Annotated in this window: 20 protein-coding genes and 6 pseudogenes; 18 read left to right on the top strand and 8 right to left on the bottom strand. The window is 40.8% G+C overall.

The window, feature by feature from the left end; translation table 11 throughout:
* The first annotated feature begins 40 nt into the window (after positions 1-40).
* The 4 genes and pseudogenes from AUL54_RS20495 to AUL54_RS21095 all read left to right on the top strand — a co-directional run bounded on the left by AUL54_RS20495 (position 41) and on the right by AUL54_RS21095 (position 1,554).
* Positions 41-346 carry a UPF0715 family protein gene (locus AUL54_RS20495; RefSeq protein ID WP_335339309.1) on the top strand — a complete coding sequence of 102 codons (306 nt, stop codon included), beginning with the start codon at positions 41-43 and terminating at the stop codon, positions 344-346.
* Between the two features lie 103 nt (positions 347-449).
* Positions 450-586: pseudogene (locus AUL54_RS21100) on the top strand (hypothetical protein).
* 51 nt (positions 587-637) lie between these two features.
* The gene (locus AUL54_RS04610; RefSeq protein ID WP_060963054.1) at positions 638-1,015 is read left to right on the top strand and encodes a hypothetical protein; all 378 of its coding nucleotides are present in this window, start codon (positions 638-640) and stop codon (positions 1,013-1,015) included.
* Between the two features lie 374 nt (positions 1,016-1,389).
* On the top strand, positions 1,390-1,554 hold the full coding sequence (locus AUL54_RS21095; RefSeq protein ID WP_101605510.1) for a hypothetical protein: 165 nt from the start codon (positions 1,390-1,392) through the stop codon (positions 1,552-1,554).
* Positions 1,555-2,601: 1,047 nt separating this feature from the next.
* On the opposite strand, the gene AUL54_RS04605 is transcribed toward AUL54_RS21095, so the two are convergent.
* Positions 2,602-3,330, bottom strand: coding sequence for a hypothetical protein (locus AUL54_RS04605; RefSeq protein ID WP_060963053.1), 729 nt, complete (start codon positions 3,328-3,330; stop codon positions 2,602-2,604).
* Between the two features lie 1,082 nt (positions 3,331-4,412).
* Here AUL54_RS04605 and AUL54_RS04600 point away from each other — a divergent pair.
* From AUL54_RS04600 to AUL54_RS04565, 14 genes and pseudogenes are all read left to right on the top strand, one after another.
* Positions 4,413-4,650 (top strand): annotated as a pseudogene (locus AUL54_RS04600) (XtrA/YqaO family protein).
* 276 nt (positions 4,651-4,926) lie between these two features.
* Positions 4,927-5,168 (top strand): annotated as a pseudogene (locus AUL54_RS21625) (hypothetical protein).
* 41 nt (positions 5,169-5,209) lie between these two features.
* Positions 5,210-5,614: pseudogene (locus tag AUL54_RS21915) on the top strand (hypothetical protein).
* 12 nt (positions 5,615-5,626) lie between these two features.
* Positions 5,627-5,989 (top strand): hypothetical protein, encoded by a 363-nt coding sequence (locus AUL54_RS04595; protein WP_060963052.1) that lies wholly within the window; start codon positions 5,627-5,629, stop codon positions 5,987-5,989.
* Between the two features lie 52 nt (positions 5,990-6,041).
* Positions 6,042-6,161: pseudogene (locus tag AUL54_RS21870) on the top strand (sigma factor-like helix-turn-helix DNA-binding protein); the annotation flags it as partial.
* Between the two features lie 125 nt (positions 6,162-6,286).
* A complete protein-coding gene (locus tag AUL54_RS04590; RefSeq protein WP_060963051.1) occupies positions 6,287-6,481 on the top strand; it encodes a hypothetical protein in 195 nt (64 codons plus the stop codon).
* A 125-nt stretch (positions 6,482-6,606) separates the two neighbouring features.
* Complete coding sequence (locus AUL54_RS04585) at positions 6,607-7,290, top strand: hypothetical protein (RefSeq protein ID WP_060963050.1); 684 nt, start codon at positions 6,607-6,609, stop codon at positions 7,288-7,290.
* 83 nt (positions 7,291-7,373) lie between these two features.
* On the top strand, positions 7,374-7,538 hold the full coding sequence (locus AUL54_RS21330; protein WP_158509231.1) for a hypothetical protein: 165 nt from the start codon (positions 7,374-7,376) through the stop codon (positions 7,536-7,538).
* Positions 7,513-7,665 carry a YjcQ family protein gene (locus tag AUL54_RS21910; RefSeq protein ID WP_079979104.1) on the top strand — a complete coding sequence of 51 codons (153 nt, stop codon included), beginning with the start codon at positions 7,513-7,515 and terminating at the stop codon, positions 7,663-7,665. The genes AUL54_RS21330 and AUL54_RS21910 overlap by 26 nt, the downstream gene beginning before the upstream one ends.
* A gap of 119 nt (positions 7,666-7,784) precedes the next feature.
* Entirely contained in the window at positions 7,785-8,399 is a 615-nt protein-coding gene (locus AUL54_RS04580; protein WP_060963049.1) for a hypothetical protein, read from the top strand.
* A gap of 21 nt (positions 8,400-8,420) precedes the next feature.
* Positions 8,421-8,705 (top strand): YjcQ family protein, encoded by a 285-nt coding sequence (locus tag AUL54_RS04575; protein WP_060963048.1) that lies wholly within the window; start codon positions 8,421-8,423, stop codon positions 8,703-8,705.
* Positions 8,706-9,238: 533 nt separating this feature from the next.
* Positions 9,239-9,523, top strand: a pseudogene (locus AUL54_RS20470) (phage terminase small subunit); the annotation flags it as partial.
* 132 nt (positions 9,524-9,655) lie between these two features.
* Positions 9,656-10,576, top strand: a complete 921-nt coding sequence (bla, locus tag AUL54_RS04570) for a class A beta-lactamase (RefSeq protein ID WP_101605509.1) — start codon at positions 9,656-9,658, stop codon at positions 10,574-10,576.
* Positions 10,577-10,702: 126 nt separating this feature from the next.
* Positions 10,703-10,984 carry a putative quinol monooxygenase gene (locus tag AUL54_RS04565; protein WP_060963046.1) on the top strand — a complete coding sequence of 94 codons (282 nt, stop codon included), beginning with the start codon at positions 10,703-10,705 and terminating at the stop codon, positions 10,982-10,984.
* Between the two features lie 97 nt (positions 10,985-11,081).
* Here AUL54_RS04565 and AUL54_RS04560 read toward each other — a convergent pair whose 3' ends face one another.
* The 7 genes from AUL54_RS04560 to AUL54_RS04530 form a co-directional block, all read right to left on the bottom strand.
* Entirely contained in the window at positions 11,082-12,494 is a 1,413-nt protein-coding gene (locus AUL54_RS04560) for an MDR family MFS transporter (protein ID WP_060963045.1), read from the bottom strand.
* A gap of 141 nt (positions 12,495-12,635) precedes the next feature.
* Entirely contained in the window at positions 12,636-13,109 is a 474-nt protein-coding gene (locus AUL54_RS04555; RefSeq protein WP_045925370.1) for a MarR family transcriptional regulator, read from the bottom strand.
* A 206-nt stretch (positions 13,110-13,315) separates the two neighbouring features.
* Positions 13,316-14,419, bottom strand: a complete 1,104-nt coding sequence (locus AUL54_RS04550; protein ID WP_060963044.1) for a glycoside hydrolase family 53 protein — start codon at positions 14,417-14,419, stop codon at positions 13,316-13,318.
* 51 nt (positions 14,420-14,470) lie between these two features.
* A complete protein-coding gene (gene galT, locus AUL54_RS04545; protein WP_060963043.1) occupies positions 14,471-15,970 on the bottom strand; it encodes a UDP-glucose--hexose-1-phosphate uridylyltransferase in 1,500 nt (499 codons plus the stop codon).
* 1 nt (position 15,971) lies between these two features.
* On the bottom strand, positions 15,972-16,964 hold the full coding sequence (gene galE, locus AUL54_RS04540) for a UDP-glucose 4-epimerase GalE (protein ID WP_060963042.1): 993 nt from the start codon (positions 16,962-16,964) through the stop codon (positions 15,972-15,974).
* A gap of 3 nt (positions 16,965-16,967) precedes the next feature.
* A complete protein-coding gene (locus AUL54_RS04535; protein ID WP_060963041.1) occupies positions 16,968-18,137 on the bottom strand; it encodes a galactokinase in 1,170 nt (389 codons plus the stop codon).
* A gap of 15 nt (positions 18,138-18,152) precedes the next feature.
* Positions 18,153-19,859 (bottom strand): PTS lactose transporter subunit IIBC, encoded by a 1,707-nt coding sequence (locus AUL54_RS04530; protein WP_060963040.1) that lies wholly within the window; start codon positions 19,857-19,859, stop codon positions 18,153-18,155.
* Between the last annotated feature and the right edge of the window lie 11 nt (positions 19,860-19,870).

The raw sequence follows: 19,870 nt of genomic DNA, 5'->3' as shown, positions 1-19,870 counted from the left end.
GCTGTCCTTATTTTGTCGGCCATATGCTCTGCACTGGTATATGTTAAATCAAGCTGAATATGTCCCTTATCTTATAATTAGCGGGATCATGTTGACATGGTATTCAATTTTTGATTTGCCATTGCAGCTTTTCTTAAACCGAAAACCTAGAAGATTCAATTTTAAATATCTCTTACTATACACAGTGTTTTCATTTATTGCATGGCTAATCATGGCGGTTCTCTTTGAACCTTATAACCCAATAGGGTCTATACTAGCGAGTTATGAGATATATTTATTCAGCGTATTATTTGCTCTGATCTTTTGGGTTTGGGACTCTATTCTTGTACAGAAAGTTGCGGGTTAAGTAACTGAACTCTAAATAAAAATACCTTTTTATATTCATCAATTCTTCCCTTCACTTCAAATATTGTACAATTTCGAAGGGTGAGTAACTTTGAAGTGAATGGATTGAGGATGGAGAGAAAAAAGCATTGTTGCGGAAGGCTGGGGTGAATGGGCATCAATCCTGGAAGACCTTTATCAGCAGCGACGCGATTTACGTATGTTGAATGAAAGCTGCTTGTTTAAATTTGTTAGTACATAAATTGTGAAATTTACTTATATCAACACGGCATGATAAAGAAAAGGGTTGTTTATGTTGAACTGGAAAAGAAACGAAAAATTTATGTTTGCAGGAACTTTAATTGCAATTTTTTTGATTTTAATATTTAGCGTAATATTTATTAAAGGAGCGAGCCATACTCCCGGTAAGGATGATGTTGCTGTTTTTGGGAAATTTGCAATCAGCAGACCGCCGGTCAACTATGATCTATATCATAAAGACAATTCCAAGACGGTTTTAGAAAACGTTACGGGTTACTATGAATCATCTGATTCTCAAGTTTACGTGCAAAATAATTCCGATTTTGTTGTGATTAATAAAGGAACATCATATGAGAAAAGATCGCTGAAGAAAGCTTCGAAAAATGATAGGAGAATGTTAAGCAGAATAAATAAATTTGAGGAAGAATAAAGAATTTATTAATCAGGAAAAAACATAAAATGTTAAAATTCCTTACAGTTATGAAAATAATCATTTTATTTAGACGTATTGAAATTTTTTCTTAGAGGAGAAAGCTTATGGATTTACTTAATTGGACTTATATTATATCTACAATTATAGGAGCCGCTGGGTTCATAAGTTTATTGTGGTTATCTCATCTTAATAACAAAAGTGAAAAATAAAGCGGAGCAAGGATGCAAATTGCATACAAATAGTTGCTCATTTTAACAGGTGCCAAGAAACCATATGCTGATGATGAAGAATGGTTTAAATTAAGAGTAAAAGAAAGGAATAAAAAAATTTAAACTTTTGCTTGGCTTTACTTTTGAAAGGGGTCAAGTTAGATGAATAAGAGAAAGGAAGAAATACAACGAAAATATAGGGAACAAATTAGAAAGAAAACAGAACGAGAAAAAGAAGGTGGCGGGTCACATACTTTTGAGATTGTTGTTGTACTAGCCATCATTATTTTAATGTTTTTCTTTAATTTAGTATTCAAGGCTTTTTAGATAAAAGAATCTTTTTATGCATAAATAAGCGAGGGAATAAATGAACAAACCTAATAATATTGACCAGATAATACTTCAACCTATTCAATAATTAAGGACATCTCTTAATGATGTTCAAATATCCTTGATACAAAAAATGAAACCAATATAAGATACTATAAGTCATTTGAAACTAAATGATAAAAGAGAGTATTTAGTTGAAAAGGGGATACCCTCCCATTTGGGAATCATATCTAATTAACAAGACTGATGAAAAAATCATTCAATTTAATGCAGATGATAATAAGGAAACAGATATTTCAATAGAAATATATCAAATTTTGTTTGAATTATTAAATCAAAATTAAAATGCCACGGTTACTTTAAATTGGGGCAATCATAATTTTTAGCAGAAATATCCGAAATATTGGAGTAAGCAATCAATTTTCACAATTTAGGTTTGTATCATTCATCAATAGCTACATTTTTACACATGCATCTAAAAGGCGAAAGTTGCCCTTAAGTGCTGACGAAGGATGGGTGTATCGTTTCTGGGGATGCAGGACAAGCCATAAGAAGGGGTATCTAATTTTGGATTCTCCCAACCTTTTAGGGACACTTTGACAGAGGAGGCTTGTTTGGGGAATACCAACGGCAAATAGGGTGAACGCACGGATACCACAAGTGGTTATACAATCAAGTTTAAGTCGCCTGCCTGAGTTTGCTTATTTTTTACAAACAAATTTAGGCAGACAACTTGTCTCAGCCGTTGTTCGCATTCTCAACCAATCAAGCAATATCAAAAGAAAAGTCAAGATAAATGAACCTGGTAGATAAATAAAACTTTAGGAAATTAGAAGGGAATTTTTTCTTGTTGTCGAATAATATTTAAGTCCTGTTAGTAAGTGCAAAAAGAGGTGATTAATATGGCAACAAAACAACTTATTCCCATGAATGAATCAGGCAAAAGACCAGTTGTCCAAGCTCCGAAGATTCAAAAAGGTAATGAGACAAGATCGGGTAGCAGAACTACTGTGTCTGCGCCAAGACCTAGAAGTTAACAAATCATTATGTGATATGTTTAAATTCTAATTCATTAACTACCAATCCTGATTTAGTATCAAAGTAAGTTCTTTTAACAGGATATCTATAAGTATTATAAGCTATTCTCCACTCATCAGGCTCTTGAAGGATTAAAGCTCGTTCCGCCTCAAAAGGGCGGGACATGTTTGAAACGGCTCCATACATTCTCTTTTCTGGATCATTTAAATAATAAATTTCTACGATAAGAGGTGGTTCACCTTTCCTCTTTTTATTTTCCCCATTATTATCACCTTCATAAGTATTTTCATCACTCTTTTCTGTAGTTTCTTCATAGTTAAGAAAGTATGTATCCCAGATTGAAGCATGGACGTCCAAAGAGACAATTTTTCTAAATGATCTTATTTTATTAATAATAATTAAAAAGGTAGGGTATAAAAAAACTGACCAAAGAAGAGAAACACAAAAGCTTGAGAAAAGCGTTATTACTGTATAAAAAATAAGGAAGAGTATGTCTCCAGAGTTAGTATTAATATCATTGACACTATTCATATGTATCCATAAATGCCCTTTTTCGGCTAAAATATTCATAATTCCTACATTGATCAATGATACAGGTATCCATAATAAAGCAGAGAGACCAACGAGTTCACCTGAAGTATGTTTAACAGCTGGATTAAGCCCAAACATTTGTATCCAAAAGTACGCTAGTAATCCAGGTAAAGAAAATATAAGAATAGAAATTAGATTATCCATATTATTTTTGTCCTTTCATTTTTGTTTAGTTAAATTATAACACTAGAAAGGCTGGGAATTTTTTGTGGTTGCCTTTTTTTTAAAATAAATTAAAGGTTGCAAAAATATTGTGATTCTTGTGTATAAATTGGGTCACCTTGGAGTCACATAAACTTTAAAAACCACTTAGTAACAACAAATATCAGTCAGGAAACTAAACTCTACGAACTCTTATGTAACAAGGTTTTTTTTACTTTCCCTTAATAAAGCCGGTTTATCAAATTCGCAAGTTGTTGGCAAACTGTTGGCGAACTTGATTTTTCGGCTCGAAATTTATTGTCCGTATCTCTTTTTAGGGTCAAAATTGTTGAAAAGTTCAGCTGTCTAATCAGTTAATTTTTTTTGTTACATGGCCGTATCTATCGAATGTAGTTCGATAACTGGCGTGACCGACTCGTTTTTAATAGTTCTATAATTTGAGCCAGCTTCAATTAATAAATAACTAGTGGGTGGCGTAACTCATGAAGTCGTATTTTTTTAGTCCATAATTTACTTTTTGGTGTTGGACCATTTTGCAGTAGGAATTGTGTAATAATTGGGCTTTCCTTTCCCGCTATGGAAAATGTATTGGTGTTCTCCACCTGCCCAAGCATCATCTAATCTCAGTTTCTCTTTCTTCCATATTTTATAGTAATTCTCAAGCTCATCCATATACCAATCAGGCATCTTTATAAAGCGCCTGGGTTTTTTTGATTTAGGATCTTTGCTAAGCGGTTTTCCGTCAATTGTTTTCGGAATTGAACGATTTACATAAAAACCTTCTACATCCCAATCAACATCTAAGTGTATTCAAAGGCTAATCCTTCTGCTCTTCTATGACCGCCAATCATTGCGCCTAAAAATACAATCTTCACATTACAGCGGTTTGGAAAATGACGCCGGAGCAGTTGGCGGCTTAAGTCGAAAATTATCCGATCATCTATTGCAAGGAATTAAAGCCATCTGGCGTAACAATGCGGCTGCCGTCGTAAAACGTAAAAAAGTACCGAAGCCCTCAGTGCTTTTGATTTGAAGGGGTACTTCTAATAGCATAGGGGGACAGAGTGAACAAGCCAACAGGAATAAAAAAATATGGAATAACTATTCAGCAAAGCATCAAGCCGGGGAAATTCCGCATCATCATTTTAGATGGTACTGAAGGGCCCGCTCGTTTAATGGACATCCCGGAACACGGTAAAAACACTCATTCAAACAATAAAAGGCGGCCTGGCTCGTTGTGATTACGAGATCGGCCATGAATTCAAAATAGCAGGGGTGTCCCCAGTGGGGGGACAGGCATGATAGAGAGAATTGAACACCTGAAAAAACTATCATACATTCCTAGAAGGAAATTGCTCGCTTTATTGAGCAAGCTGAACTGACTGTTAAGCAACAGGAAATCATCGACGAAAACAAGCGTCAGCAGGAAGTGACACTTCATCAATTCCGACAGGCAAAAAGGGGTATTCAGCATCTAAGCGGGGATAAAAATGATACAAAATAGGCATTAGAAAAGACCATTACTAATCTGAATTTCATGATAACAATTGTCAAAAACGAATTATTTGGTGTTGCAAAATGATTCCTATACAAGTAGAGCTGCAACGGGCAGTCAAAGCAATGAAGGACGAAGCCATGACAGTTGAGCAGGTGTCCGAGCTTAAAGATTCACCCGTAGTACATCCCGATGCTTGTTGCTCGGTCTGCCGATCTGAAAATGATCGGCGGCCATACCATTATCGCTAAACGGGATAAAACTAATATCTGATGGGGCATGTGTGAGGCTTTTCTTCTTCGCTGTCTTGTTGCTGCTGAATTGATCGGGGTTTAAGGTGTGACAACAGCAGAGCAATTTACATGAATGAACGACATCAACGATTTAATCAGGCTTATCGCAAGCATTGATCATGGGACATTCTACCACAGTCAAAGGATTGCATAGCGTATTTCAGGTGAAAAAAACTGTTCTTCGTTGATGATTCATGAGGGCTGACGTTTACCCATATGAATTGGGATACGTTGGTTCAAACGGCTTATCGCATAGGGCAACTGGTCAACAGCTTTAGAAACTTCATCATAACAGGGAAATGCGGCGAGCATTGGGAATATAAAGAAATATAGGCTTTACAGCTATGCAGGATGTATGAATATCCGTCAGCCGGCGAAGGAAAGGCAATCTCCATTTGTCGTGACAATTCGGATGCGGGTGAATGGAACTTCCCATTCATCCGCTGTTATGTCAGAGGGACGAAAAGACATGTTTTGAGGAGGAAGCGGAATGATTAAATTCACACGGCCATCGCCTATGAAGAAAACATGCTCGATGCACCCGGAAAAGAAATCTGTCAGAGCGGTTTCGTTTGCTGATTTTAACGGCAATTCTGTAACAATAACACTTTGTGAAAAGTGTCTGGCTGATTTAAAAAAGAAAGCCGCGGCTGAGTACAGGGGCGTGATCGAGGAGCGGGCCAAACAGAATCGTTTCAAGATTGGTGATCATGTGTATTTAAAGCATTTGGGAGTAGTCGGAGAGGTGAAAAACATGGAAGGCGTTCAAGCGGCAAACAGGACAGATACAGACGGAATCCGGATGGCCACCCCTAAGGAAATCGCAGAGTACAAAAAGCAGGAGAAGAAATAACAAGGAAATTTTATCAGCGGTATTACTTACGGGAGCGGCGGCCGTTGCTCCGTCTGCCGAAGAGATCGCGCAGTTATTGGGGATTAAAAAAGGAACTGTGCAGAAGAACATTGAACGTTCCCGCCTGAAAATGAAAAATAGAGCAGATCATAGCCTATTCTGTTTAGCCTGAATAGGTTGTTTGTTTATTGAAATATAAGAAAAGTTTTCAAAAAAATCTTTAAATACTGCTATTTTTATAGGTATAATGGTATTGTTTATTGTTGCAATTCAGAGAATTCAAAGAGGATGATGTTAATGTACAATCTTAAAGAACGCGATGCAATTAAACGGTTCTTAAATGAGGAAACCGTTAATACAAGCGAAGCAATTGAAATATTGGGCTTCACTCATCAATACCTAAACCAGATAGTTAAAAGAGGGGAATTAGAGCCGAGGAAAGAAATGCCAAGGGACAGGCTTTTTATAAAAGGAGATGTTCTGAATTTTTGAGAAATAGTAACAAATGAGCTCTCGTAGATAAAAGGGTACTTTTTATGTTCTACGATACCTTAAAGAGCTTTTTAATTAAAGAGAACTAAATTATAAGCCACTGGTATAAAAAAGAGGTGTGAAAAATGAAGGGTTTTTTTGTGGGTTTCTGGAGAAGGGTATACAAACGAAAGAAAAATGAAGTTGAGAAGATACCCTTTGATGAGATTACAGAAGTAACAAAATATCTTGAGTACTTTGGTACACCATATAAAAAAGGATCTACAATCAAGCATGAAGAAGATTTCAAAAAAAAGCTTAAGCAAGAAAAGCTTAAAGAAAATCAGCTAAATAAACTAATTAAAAAATTAGATGGTAGTCTAGAAGTTTCTAACGATACTTCTAACTTAACTCCAATTCCTTTCGCTATAAATACAGCAGTAATGACAAGTACGGTTAGTATTATTACAAGTTTAATTGCTTTTTACGCTGCAACAGCTAATTCATTTTCAAAGATAGCATTAGACATAGATGAAAAGAAAACAATCAAGCCTTCAGAACTGCTTCAAATGATTATAGATGGGGGATTACACTTAAGTTCTGTGGCTGTTTTTTGTGCTATTATTCTGTATTTCATAATAATGGGAATTTGGCATCGGATCACTAAAAAAAGAACCGAATTTTCATCAAAATTACGTTGCTATAAGATGCTATTGGAAGAAATAATCGAAGAGAAATCAGAAACTGAAGAAAAGAAAAACGGACAAACAGAAGATATAAAACAAGAAAAACAAACAAAAAAGAACCGAAAAAAAAGAAACAAAAAGTGATACTCATTTGTCTTCGTCTAACAAATTCTGCAAATGGTCCCATTAACTTAAACTGTAACTGATAATAAGGAGGGGGTGAGGAAATGGATCGCAGAAAACTAGTTTATAGTATTTTAAAGGAAATAGACAAAGGCAATGAACCAAGATACGCTGATTATAATGTTGATCTTCAGTTTTTTGGTGAAGTTGTAGAAATGATGCAAAGCAAAAATTTAATTGAAAATGCAACTGTCACTAGAGATGGGTAACCCTGTAAAAATGACACTACTAAATCATGTGAAAGTTACTTTTGAGGGCATGGAATATCTTGAACAAAATAATGATTGGGCTATAACATACAATACAATTAAAGAATTAAGAGATTGGATTAAATAACACCATGGCATCCCTTGGGGGTACTTATTTTATGAAAGTTTCTTTCGTTCGACAAATTTTGCAAATGGTTACTTTATCATTATCTTTCGTCGATAATAAGGCGGAAGGAGATGATTAATTTGACTAATAGTAATCAATATATCGAAGCGGCAAAAATAGCAGCTGAAGCAGCATCAAAAAATACTGAGCTAACATTAAAAGTCTCAATTGTTGCTGCTATAATTGCCTTATTAGGAACAGGTATCTCGGCATATATTTCATATCGTAGTTCTAGAAGGACAACGTTAATTGAAACTATAAGTGCTCAAAGAATACAATGGGTCAATCGTTTAAGGGATAAGTTTGTTGAATTTAATAAATTGATTAATGAGTTTTCTTATTCTATATATGAAAGTGTTGAAAAAAAGTACGTTACAACATTTGATTATAAAACAAAATTCCATGATTTGAGAGCTGTTGGAAATCATATAAGTCTTTTGTTAAACCCGAATGAGAATTATTCAGAAGAATTATCAAATGAAATAAAAAAAATGTTTGATATATTGCTTGAGCAAGACGCTTATAAAGTTGAGCTTTATCAAAACTGTTATTCTAGAATAGAATTAATTCAGCAAGTTATTTTAAAAGCGGAGTGGAAGAGAATTAAAGAGGAAACAAAAAAAGGTAGAGAATTAACTGAATCAGAAATTGAAAAAATATATAATGAAAAGGCAATCAGTATGAACCTTAAATAAGGATAATTGGGAGAGAAGATATTGGATAAAGAAAAATTGAGATATGCTATTGCTAAAGAGATCTATGAAGGTAACACCCCTTTGACAGAAAAGGACTTTGAAGTTTCCGAAGATCAATTTGATGAAGCAGTGAACTTCTTAAAACGAGAAGAATATTTAATCGGTGTTTTTTATTCAGATAATCGTCCGCATTTATATAAAATAGGTCCTGAACTAACTGAAAAGGGTGAAAACTTTTTAAAAGAGAATGGCGCTTGGTACAAGACTTATAAAACTATTAAAGAAATAAGGGATTGGATTAAATAAACAAGAGTATCCTGCAGGTGCATTCGTCTTACGGTTACCACCTATTTATGAAAGGCGCTTTCGTTCGACAAATTTTGCAAATGATTTCTTTCTCCAGGTGGGGGAGGTGAGTTAGATTGAAAGTCGCATTAAGAATCCATAATATGAGTGATGATTCTTTAACAGATAAGAAATGATTTACGATAATTTTGGTGCTCCAATCCCACAAGTTGGGGAAATCATTTCGGTCGAAGGTCATTTTTATACTGTTGAAGACAGATTGTTTGTGTACATGACAAATTTAGATATTGATTTACAGATTATTTTAAGATGTAAACAAAAAGAATCAAAAGAGAGAAGTTAAGGCAGATGTTTTGAAATTATAGTAACTGATGCGAGGGCACCCAAATAGGTGCCTTTTTTATGTTCTCTGTAAACCGATTCCGGTAAACCTCGGGAAAACTATCGGCGGTTAACGGTCTGAGTGCGGCGTCGGTTTAGAGGGAATATCTTTTCCAAAACAAACACGAATCAGAAGGGGGCGGTGGATGTAGATGGCTGAAAAGCACATACAGGAGGATAAGGATTACGTCAAAGGCATGAAATACAAGGGCCTTGCCGAAAAGTAAGGGGTGACAGTGAACATCATTAAATCGTAAAAACAGCGGCATGGTTCGGAAAGGAAAAAGGATGCACACAAAAATAGGCGGGCAACCCGGCAGTAAAAACGTATTAGGAAACAGCGGTGGGGCGGCTCCGGCAAGAAATCAAACTCTGTATCACATGGGTTCTTCTCGAAATATCTGCCGGAAGTAACACTATCCATTGAAGAGATTCAGGGGTGTCTTAAATTAAAATTTCAGCTGATTCCCTAACTGTCACGGAAAACATTTCAAAGGAAAAATATTGACTGTTTTCCTGTTTGTGATGTTTATTAGAAGGAGTATACAAAATCATTATAATGAGGAGATCTGGATGTGAAAAATAAAGCGAGAATACAAGTTGGAATATGCATTGGGCTTTTATGTTTAAGCTTTACCGGTTTCAGCCCTTTATTCGGCTCAACGCATGCTGAAGCAAAATCCATAGAAGACACAAAAATGACAAGCTGTACAACGAACAAAAAATTTGTTCAGCTTGAGAAAAAATTTGATGCCAGGCTCGGGGTTTATGCGATTGATACGGGGTCAAACAAGACAATCACCTACCGGCCGAATGAACAGTTTGCTTACGCATCAACCTATAAAGTTCTGGCCGCGGCTGCTGTTCTGAAGACAAGCTCAAATGAAAAACTTAATGACATCATCCGCTACACCAAAGATGATCTTGTTACATATTCTCCAATCACAGAAAAACATCTGGATACAGGCATGAGCCTGAAAGAAATCTCCGAAGCCGCTGTCCGTTACAGCGATAATACCGCCGGGAACCTATTGCTCCAGCAGCTTGGCGGCCCTAAAGGTTTCGAAAAGTCATTGAAACAGATCGGGGATCATCTAACGAAAGCTGATCGATTCGAGACGGATTTAAACTCTGCGATTCCCGGGGATCGTCGTGACACAAGCACCGCAAAAGCACTGGCAACTGACCTTAAGACTTTCGCTTTGGGTAATACTCTCACGGCTGACAAGCGCACGATTTTAACAGATTGGATGCGGGGCAACGCTACCGGCGACGAACTGATTCGGGCAGGCGCTCCTGCAGGATGGGAAGTCGGCGATAAATCCGGAGCCGGAAGCTACGGCACACGAAACGACATTGCGATCGTTTGGCCGCCTGACAGAGCTCCAATTGTTTTGGCAATCCTGTCAAAACGGTTTACGGAAGATGCCAATTATCATAATGCTCTTATCTCGGAGGCTGCAAAAGCCGCCCTTGATGGCCTTAAATGAACATTCCTTTTTAAACCCGGCCGTTCATTTTTTATGGACGGTTTTTTATATGTTGAGAACGCGGTATTTTTTTCGATAAATGTGGTAAATGAAAGCCATAAAATGATGGGAAGAGGGGGAATTGCGATGCATTACATAACGGCATGCTTAAAAATCATCAGCGACAGAGACCTTAATGAAATAATGAAGGAATTCAAAAAACTTGAGGAAGAAACGAACAAAGAAGAAGGCTGTATTCAGTTCCATGCTCATCCGCTTGAACCATCAGAACGCAAAATCATGCTTTGGGAGATTTGGGAAAACGAAGAAGCTGTTAAAGTCCATTTCACGAAAAAGCATACAAAAGACGTTCAAAAACAAAAATTAACGGAAGTAGAATGGTTAATGAAAAGCAATGTGAGTGAGTAAAAGGCTTTGTCTGTTTGGCCGGCTCTTCCAGCAACAATCATCAGTTTCATTCACTAAAACCCTTGCTGTGCAAGGGTTTTTTACTTTAAAAAGTTCTTTATACTGCAGTCTTTTTATGGGTAAGGAACAGACTTGGAATGAAGATGGCCGCAAGGATGATGACGGATACTAAAAATCCGGCATGGTAGCCTTTTAAACTGTTCGAAATCGTCGGCTGCAATCCTTGTATGACAGTTGCGGTAACGGTTGCGATCACAGCTGACCCAAAGCTGGAACCGAGGTTTTCAATCATATGAATACCGACACCCGCTTCCGGAAGCTGTTTGCTGTCAAGACCTGTATAAGCGTCACTCATCAATGGGAGCATAATTCCTCCAAAACTGGTGCCGCGGATAAACAATATGACGGAAATCCAAATCATACTTGTGCTATCGGTGATAAAAATAAGCGGGACTGATCCGATCAGCGACAGAACAAGACTGATCATAACCACGTATTTCGCACCTATCTTATCAATCATTTTTCCGATCAGCGGACGAGTCACGAGCATTCCGACTCCTTGAGGGATTAAAGCGAGTGCTGCTTCGACTGCCGTGAAATGACGGAAGTTTTGAAAAAACAGCGGAAGTATTAACATCGGCCCCATGATGGCAACATTCGCTAAGAACAACCCGATCGCTGATGCTAAGAAGCTCTTGTGAGCAAACAAATTCATCGGCAGCACGGTTTGATTTTTTCTGATCAGATTATATACGAGGTAAATCGCTGCTGAAACAAGACCGATGACCACCCAAAAAATCGTGCCGCTATTGTTAAATGATGCATGATCCGCCGCTTTCGTAATACCGTACATCAATGCCGCGCTCATTAATGACAAATTGATAATCCCGAAAATATCGAGTTTCCGATCTTTGTTGAATGGTTCAAAGTCCGGAATGGTTTTCATCATAAGCGGTGCAGCAATCAAAACGATGAACACGTTGATGTAAAAAATCCAATGCCATGAAGCACCTTGGACGATGAAGCCTCCGATAACAGGTCCTAAGATCGGGCCGAAGATCATAGGGGTGCTGACGATTGCCATCACTTTTCCCAGGTTTTCCTGACCTGCCGTTTTAACCAAGAGTGTTGACATAAGCGGAGTGATAATGCCGGCGCTGAATCCTTGAAGCAAACGGAAGAAGATGAAGCTGGAAACGTCACGGCTCATTCCCGCAAAAACAGAAATGACACCAAAGGCGATGACTGAGCCGATGAAGATTTTCTTGCCGTTATATTTGTTCATAAGCCAGCCGGATACGGGTACTGCAATCGCAAGGGCTAACATATAGCCTGTAACGGACCACTGAATGGTATCCAATGTCGTGTTGAAGTCTTCAGTCAGTTTGCCGATGGCGATGTTTACCATCGTAGAGTCAAGCATAGGAGCGATTGCTCCCAGTGCAATAGCCCAGGCGGCTGTGAGAACTTCTTTTGGCAGACGAAGTTCCTTGCTTTTATGTGTTGACATATTATTCTCCTCTCAAAATTGCTATCTTTGTTTCCTTGTCAACAAAATAATAGAATGTTTTTGTTTCTTTGTCAACAATAAGAGAGGTATAAAAAGCAGCCCGTTTTCATGGAGCAGGGCTGCCGGTGGTTTTATTCATATTTATTCCGATTTCATGTCTGCACCAAGTTTCTTTATTTCTGAATCCAAATGCCTGCTGTATGTTTCCACGAAGTTCAGCATCGTGTCAAATTGTTCATCAGTTACTTGTTCAAACACGATTTTATCCCGTTCTTGAAACTCTTTGTGCAATTCCTCGTGAATTTTATAAATGACTTTTCCTTGCTCGGTAAGCCTGAAATAGATTTCTTTCTTGTTAAGCGGCTTCTGATAGCTTTCGATAAGGCCTTTATTGATAAGCTTCTTCGTTAATTTACTGATGGCGCCTCTTGTCATATAAAGGGACTCCGCGAGTTTAGTCACATTGGCGTCTTCAATTTTTTCGATTTTTTCGATGCAATGCACTTCAGAAGGTTTATGCCCCTTAAGGCTTTCTTCCATCTTCAGCCTATTCAGCCACACCATCTTGTTAAAAAAGTCCCTGAAATTCGTGAGGAGCTGTTCTTTTTTGTCCATGGCCCGTCCTCCTGCTCGGTGGTGCTTACACAATATTATAAAATTTTTGTTTCTATTTCAACAATCGTAAAGTTCTTATTAGAACTGAGAGTTAACCGAAACGTGGTTTTTCGGGTGTTTTTCTTTCCGGATTCGTTACTTGCTCTTTTTCATAACATCTTATAAAAAAGCAGGCTGCGCAATGAGCCTGCTTAGAATCGAATCAATCATTTTCCTGTTGCGGCGTCATAAAAAGCGTCGATTGCGGTTGTATATTTCAAGACGTTTTTAGACACTTTTGCGGTTGCGCCTAATGGATACGCGTCTGACAGAACGCTGGAGTGAGCCTCGGGCTCCCAGTAAAATACGCCGGTTCCTTTACCGTTCGGAACCGCTTTTACCAGTTTTATGGTGTCTTTTATGGTCCAGTAGGAATCTTTCGGATTATTTTCATCTCCGCCCAGTTCAACCACCATGACTTCCTTGTTGTAGCGGGAGGCGATGTCATTTAAATTAGAGGTTAATTGGCCGGTGAGCTCCCAATACGGCTTACCCTCCCAATAGGGGTAGAACGAAACGCCGATGATGTCGGTTTTGCCGCCATTTTTAAAGAATTGATCAAACCACCATCTGAAAAGGCTGTTGTCCGTGCCGTGTGCCAAATGGCTGATTACCTTGGTGGCCGGGCTGACGGATTTCACGGCGTCATAGCCTTTGTTCAATAAGGCGGTCAATTTGCTGAAATCGTTCGTGCTGCCGTCGGGCAGTGAAATTCCTGAATTCATTTCGTTTCCTACTTGCACCCAATCAGGGGAGATGCCGTGATTTTTAAGTTCTTTCATGACGTCGTACGTATGGTTATACACCGCTGCCTGCAGCTGGCTGTTTGAATAGCCGGTCCATTGGTTCGGCTTGATCTGATGGCCGGGATCGGCGAACACATCACTGTAATGGAAATCAACCATTACCTTCATTCCTAACGCTTTTGCCCTTTTGGCCGCAGCAAGTACGCCCGCTTTGTCACTATAGCCGAGCATGGTCCATGTTGTGCCGTCTTTCAGCCAATAATAGCTGCTTGGCGGATTCACAAACACTCTCAGTCTCACGGCATTTATTCCGTGATCTTTAAGAATCTGCAAGGCATCTGTCTGTTTCCCGCCGTCATCCAGCCAGCGCACACCTTCATCCTCCATTTGTTTCAGCCAACCTATATCAGCGCCATAGGCAAACGGGGCATCCGCTTTTGCTTTAGGAGACTTCTCAAAGAATGTAAAAGCGGTGAAAATGAGGGAAAGACAGATGACGTTTACAAATACACGTTTTTTGAACATCACAATACCTCCTGATAAAAAAGATTGTTGGTTGAGTTCACTCTGAATGTTTCAGCTGCCATTCTCTAGCACCTTCGTGAAACGCTGAAACGCCTGAATGCCTTCGGCTGTCATTTTAAAAACGCCTGCATCGGTCAGCGCACGTAAAAATACATTCGCGGTTTCTCTTTGTAAAACAGCGGCTGCATTTTCCGGTATCACGTCTTTATCCGCTTTGATGTTTTCGGCCCACGGAAGATGAATGTCTTTGATGTCATGAGGTTCATTCAGCAAATACTTTTTTACTTCTGTCAACTCATCTTTCAGGCGGGGAGGCAAAACGGCGAGCCCCATCACTTCAATCAGGCCGATGTTTTCTTTTTTGATATGATGAACGTCTTGATGCGGGTGAAAAATGCCATCCGGATATTCTTCGGAGGTGCGGTTGTTTCTGAGGGCGAGATCGATTTCAAAATCCGTTCCCCTGCGTCTGGCAATTGGAGTGACGGTATTATGGGATTCATTCGTCTTTGCAATGACGCCGACGGTTTCGTCTGTATATTCCCGCCACTTTTCAAAAACATATGCAGCCGTCTCAGTCAGCAAATCCGGATCTTTTGCCCGCAGGCGGATTACTGATACCGGCCACTTCACGACAAAAGCCTGAACGTCTGGAAAATGACGCATCTGAAAAGGATAAAGGGAGTCCGCTTTTGCCATCGGAAACTCATGGGCGCCGCCTTGATAATGATCGTGTGAAAGAATGGATCCCCCTACAATCGGCAAGTCTGCGTTTGATCCCGCGAAATAATGCGGGAAGATTTCCGTAATGGCCAGAAGCCTTCTGAAGCTGCCTCGGCTGATGTTCATCGGCTTGTGCACGCTTGAAAGGAAAATGGCGTGCTCGCTGTAATACGCATAAGGTGAGTATTGAAAACCCCATTGTTCTCCCGCTAAGTCAAGCCTAATGATGCGGTGGTTTGAACGGGCTGGGTGGTGTAAAGTCCCGGCATATCCCTCGTTTTCCATACAGAGCAGACATTTCGGATAACGGTTTTCCGGACTGTTTTTAACCGCGGCGATGTCTTTAGGGTCTTTTTCCGGCTTTGATAAATTAATGGTGATCTCCAATTCGCCAAAAGGTGTTGGTGAGCGGTACACGATATTTTTTCGGATGGCCCGCGTCTTCATATAATCGTTGTTTTGGCTCAGACGGTAAAAATAATCTGTTGCTTTTTTCGGGTCATCTGATAACAATTCGCTGAATGTGGCATTGATCAGAGAAGGGGCCGGTGTGATTACATCCATGATCCTGCTTTCCAGCATGTCTCTTTCAGCCGGCGTGTCGTTGATGATTGACCGTGTTACCGCGTCTTTCACCATTTCGTCCAAATAGTGAAGCCTGTTTTGTTTCTTGATATGCTTCGGTTCTGCATAATCCGTCAGTCCGAGCAGATCAAGAAGCCTGTTTCTTGTATAAATCACATCTGTTTCATTTATGTCGCCTAAGACAGTGCTCTCTTTCAGAAACCCTGCCACTGATTCAAAAACTTCAATGACCGCCGCCTCCATTTCATTTGTCCTTGTATCCGTTTGGATGATGCTGATGCCAATTCCATGCTGATACAACGATTTCCGTTATGTCCGTTTGTTTCGGATTCCAGCCGAGAATGTTCCGCGCTTTATCGCTTGATGCGATGAGCGTGCCCGGATCACCGGGTCTTCTTTCGGCCGCTCTTATTTTTATGCCTCTCCCGGTTGCTTGCCGGGCTGCATTGACCATTTCTAATACGGAAAATCCGCTGCTTGAGCCTAAATTGAAAATGCCGCTGTCTCCGCCGTTCTGCAAATATTCCAGAGCGAGAATATGGGCATCGATTAAATCAGAAACATGAACATAATCGCGGATGCACGTGCCGTCTTTAGTATCATAGTCAGTGCCGAATATCAAAACCTCGTCCCGCTGACCGAGCGCGGTTTGTAAAAGGATAGGGATAAGGTGGGTTTCCGGATGATGATCTTCTCCGATGGAACCGTCCGTTTTCGCGCCGGCCACGTTAAAATATCGAAGGGAGACATATTTTATGCCACAGGCGGCATCGCACCACTTCAGCATTTTTTCTGCCATGAGTTTTGATTCGCCGTATGCGCTTTCCGGCTTTTCCGGCATGTCTTCTGTGATGGGCACTTTTTCAGGTTCGCCGTATACAGCGGCAGATGAAGAAAACACAATGTGTTTCACCCCGAATTCCTGCATGACCTCCAGTGTAATTTGTGTGCCGTACACATTATGATTGAAGTATGAAAGCGGGTCTTTCATTGATTCGCCGACAAGGGATTGAGCGGCAAAATGGAGAACGCCTGTTATGTTCTCCTTCGCAAAAACAGAGCGAAGAAACGGTTTGTCACGGATATCTCCATGGTAAAAAACTGCCTTTTCATGAACAGCTTTCCGGTGGCCGGTCTGCAGGTTATCCGCCGTTATCGTTTCATACCCTTTGGCCGCTAGTTGATCAACCGCATGAGAACCGATATAGCCGGCTCCGCCGAGAACGAGAATGGCCATCGCTTATTTCTCCCTCCATTCAGCAGCGCCTTCGCTTATATCCGCGATGTAGAAAGAAGCTTCAAGTCCCGTCCTGCTGCGGTATTGAGATGAAACGGCCCGGATAAAGCCGGCGGTTTCTCCGCTTTCCACAATGGCTATGGCGCACCCCCCGAACCCCGCGCCCGTCATCCGCGCCCCGAGCGCACCTTCCTTCCAGGCTGCTTCAGCGAGCGCGTCTAATTCGGCACCGGTCACTTCATAATCATCGCGTAATGAACGGTGGGACGCGTTCATCAGCTCCCCGAACGTTTTCAAATCATTCAATTTGAGAGCTTCCGCGGCTGAGAGGGTCCGCTCGTTTTCATTGATTCCGTGACGGGCTCTTTTGCGCAATGTTTCACGGGAGAGAAGGTGTTCGAGTTTGTTGAATTCTTCTGCCGTTAATTCCGCAAGTGATGCGATATTCCGATATTGCCGAAGTTCTGAAAGAGCCTCATCACATTCACTGCGGCGTTCATTATATTTTGAAGCTGCCAGCTCCCGGCGCTTGTTCGTATTCATGATGACGATTTTATATCCGTTAAAAGCAGCCGGAATCATTTCGTGCTCAAGCTTATCGCAGTTTAAAAGAATGGCCATGTTCTTTTTGCCTTTTTGCACTGCGAATTGATCCATAATGCCTGAATTCACGCCGATAAATTCATTTTCGACTCTTTTTCCGATAAGTGCCAGTTCAGTATCGGAAACATTCAGACTGAATAACTCTCTTAAAATGGCACCGGTTAACATTTCGATAGAAGCGGAGGAACTTAATCCGGCGCCGTTTGGAATCGTTCCGTGAAAAAGAATATCCATTCCGCTGTCTATTTGGCCGCCGGCTTGGAGAAGGTAACGGATCATTCCCTTTGGATAATTGGTCCAGCCGTCTTCTTTTTTGTATGCTGTGTCGTGGAGATCAAGGCAGACAATGCCGCTGTCCGGAAAGTTTTCTGAGTATAACCGGATTTGGTGATCTCCGCGTTTTGCGCAGACGGCATATGTTCCGATCGTAATCGCGCAGGGAAGAACGTGGCCGCCTATATAATCTGTATGTTCCCCGATCAGGTTGATCCGGCCGGGTGCGAAAAACAGTTCCCCGTTACTTCTCTGGAAAACGTCTTTAAATCTTGATTTCAAACGTTTGGCATCCATGATAACCCTCCGATTTTATTTTGAGGTATGTTCCAGTATGAACTGAATGGCTTTTTGCGAATTTCTGGTGAGGCTGATATATTCCGCTCCTTTTGTTGCGATGAGTTTCACATGCAGGCGGTCCGCATCTTCTTTAATGTCATCGTAATAAGAGCCGACTTGCGGAGCCAAAATGATCATATCGAAGTCTTTCATGATGTCGTAATGGGATCCGTAGGCGCCTGCTGAGGCGGTGATCGGCACGTTATATTCCTCGGCTCCTTCTGTCAGTGCGTTGGCAAGCATGGCGCTCGTTCCCGCTCCGGCGCACAGCACTAACACATTGGTGCCGTGTTCCAAGGCAGATGAGGATTCCTGAAGATTTGTGCTGATGACGGAGGCCGCGTCTTCTGAGGCGCCGGCCATTGCGGGCTGTATCTCCCGGGATGTTTGCGGCGCGGTTTCAGATTCGGTGTGTTGGGCTTCTTTCACCGCTAATACATTGTCGTAAGCTTTACAGAATGGCAGGTATATCAGGAAATCGACAATGATTAACACAGCTGTGAGAACAAAAGCCGAAAGCCCCATCCCGGTCCCCAGAATCAGGCCGACGGGAGCGGGGGCAGCCCACGGAAGAACATACATAAAACTGTTCATTCCGATGACGTCAACGAAAAATTTAAACAGACAGACATTCACTATCGGCGTTACAACAAACGGAATGAAAAAATATGGATTTAAAATGATCGGTGCAGCAAAGAGAAGAGGTTCGTTTACTGCGAAAGACACCGGAACCGCGGATGCTTTTCCGACTGCTTTCAATTGCTTGGATTTCGCGAAAAGAAGAAAGATAAACGGAACAACAAGGGTTGCGCCGGTTCCTCCCATAGTGCCGACGAAGTTCCCGAGCCCGACGGTCAGCACGTTGGACGCCTGCTCACCGGCATTATGAAGCTGCAGGTTCGCCTCCACATTTGCGTAAATAATAGCCGCGATGGCCGGCTCCACAATAGAAGGCCCGTGAACGCCGACAAACCAGAACAGCGCCATCATTCCCCAAATGACAGAAATCCCAAGATAACCGTCTGCAGCGGTAAAAAACGGCGATAAGAGAGAGGAGAGAGCCTCAGCGAACGATACGTTCAGCGTATTCCTGATCAATAAATCAATGATCACCATGGCCAAAACGGAAAAGGCGAACGGAAAAACATCTTTAAATGTTTGTGAAATGGTTCCCGGAACTTCTTTCGGCATTTTAATCGTAATATTTTTCAGAACGCAGAATCTGTATACGTTCACTGTTATGAAAGCGGATACAAAAGCAGCTAAAAGTCCTTTTGTGCCGAGATATTCCGTCGAGAATCCGCCGTCGATTTGAGTGACGCTAAAAATGAGAAACCCGACGACTGAAGCAAGCATCGCTGAAACGGGATTGATCCCTTTGTTTTTCGGCATTTTCCGGTTCATTGATTCACTCAGGCATTTCGCAGTTGTTGCCGCGACAATCAGGCCGAGGGCGCCCATTGAATAGTTATAAACTTTCCAAAGCCATTCAGAAACACTTTTAGGCCAAGTGAAACCCAACACTTCCGGCACAGCCGCGGTGAGGATGAAAATGCTGGCGAATAAAATAACAGGCATGGCCGTTAAGAAGCCGTCGCGGATCGCGCCTAAATAAATGTTTCTTGAGATTTTTTCAAAAAACGGTTTTCCCTTTTCGATTTGCTTGATGATACCGTTCATTTTTCCACTCC

Source organism: Bacillus sp. SDLI1, assembly GCF_001553895.1.
In the GTDB taxonomy this organism is placed as follows: domain Bacteria; phylum Bacillota; class Bacilli; order Bacillales; family Bacillaceae; genus Bacillus; species Bacillus siamensis.
Note: the sequence above shows the minus strand (reverse complement) of the source record. Positions and strands in the feature narration are given on the sequence as shown.